Origin of the sequence: Mycobacterium europaeum (assembly GCF_002102155.1) — a bacterium.
Classification (GTDB): domain Bacteria; phylum Actinomycetota; class Actinomycetes; order Mycobacteriales; family Mycobacteriaceae; genus Mycobacterium; species Mycobacterium europaeum.
The window spans coordinates 1-1,609 of sequence record NZ_LQOU01000055.1; the positions used below are offsets into that span (position 1 = coordinate 1).

Here is a 1,609-nt window from a genome sequence, read left to right on the forward strand (position 1 = left end):
GGGTTTGGGGCGCGGGCTGCTCGGCGACCGGCGGGGCCGGCCGCGGGGCGGCCACCACGGTCGGCGGAGGCGGTGGCGGAGTCGGGGCGGGTGGCTGCGCTTGCGGTGGCGCGCTCGGCGCGTGGGCCGGCAGCTGCCTGGCCGGGGTGGCGACGCTGACCCGCGGGTTCTGCGGCACACTGGGCCGGTCGGAGGTCAGCGAAAACAGCACCACGCCGGCGACGCTGGCCGCGATCGCGGCCAGCGCGCTGCCGGCGAGGAACATGGGCCTGCGCCGGCGCGGAATCACCTCGTCCTCGTCCTCGATCGCGCTGTAGGCCAGCGCGCCGGGGTCCGCGTTGCCCCACACGTCGAGGTAAGCCGGGCCGAGCGGCCGCGGGCTCACCTCTCCGGTGCCCGGGTCCAGGGCGTACGCCAGGGCGGCCGTGGACGAGGCGAACAGCGGCGCGTTCGCCGACGCCAGCGCCGCCCCGCGGGCCAGGGCCATCTCCGGTTCCTCCGGAGCCGTCACCTCGAGCGGGGTGGCCGCCTCGAGCGCCGGCTTGACGGCCACGATATCCGTGCCGCAGCCGACCAGGAAGACGCCGTCCGCCCGCGCTCCCCGCGTGTCCAGGCCGGCGACCATCGTCGCCAGCTCGGCGACCAGCGACTGCGGGTTGGCCAGCTGCTGGCGGTGCAGGTCGACGATCGAACCGTCGGTGACGTCCACGACGGCCAGCGTCGCGGTGTCGGGCTCCACGAACAGCATCGCGATGTGCTCGTAGCCGAGCGCGGAACCGACGGTCTGGGTGAGTGCGGCCGCGGCCAGCAGCGGGGACACCAGCATCACGCTGCCCATGCCGTTGCGGGCCATCGCATCCCGCAGTGCGCCCACGCCGGCGGGATCCGTCCAGGTCACTCCCGTCGACACCAGGTTGTAGCCGCCCGCGAGCGCGCCTTCGCGGGTGCCGCCGATCGCCGCAAGCACTTGGTCGACCGCACCGGCGGCCACCGAGCCCCCGCCGGTGGCGGCCACCTCGAACTCGTCCTGTTCGACGGTGACGCCGTCGGCGTCCTGCCCCTCGATGACCACCAGGCGGACCGTCTCGGGAGCCATTGAGACCCCAAGCACGATGTCCACGTATGCCTCCACAGTCCGCTGGTGTGCGCTGATTTCTCCACCGCCCGGGGTGAGGCCACCACCGATGAACCCGCCCCGACCGGGTGACACCACGCTACCCGCGCGGGCGCGGGCGCGCTTCTTCCGCGTGCCCGCCAGGACGGACGCCGGACTAGTAGCCGGGGCTCAGGAACGGATTCTGGGCGTTCCCCGGGTACTGCGGGTATTGCGGATACGGCGTGTACTGGGGCGCCTGCGGGGCCTGCGTCTGCGGCACCGGAACCGGTATGGGCACCGGCAGCAGCGGGACGTGGATCCACTCGGTGGTCATCGGCACCGTCGTGGTGGTGGTCGTGGTGGTCGACGGCGGGGGTGGCGTCTCGGTCGTGGTGGTCGGTGGGGGTGGCGTCGTCATGGCCGTCGTGGTCGGCGGCTGGGTCGACGGCGGCGCGGTGTGCCGCGGGGTGTAGACGGGCGGTGCCTGCGTGGTGACCACCACCACGAGGCTCC

Annotated in this window: 1 protein-coding gene and 1 pseudogene; both read right to left on the minus strand. The window is 74.0% G+C overall.

Going from position 1 to position 1,609, the window contains the following annotated elements:
* A partial coding sequence (locus AWC03_RS23690) for a DUF7159 family protein (RefSeq protein WP_085243146.1) occupies window positions 1–1,120 on the minus strand: 1,120 nt, incomplete at its 3' end.
* A gap of 151 nt (window positions 1,121–1,271) precedes the next feature.
* Window positions 1,272–1,609, minus strand: a pseudogene (locus AWC03_RS27670) (Hsp70 family protein); the annotation flags it as partial.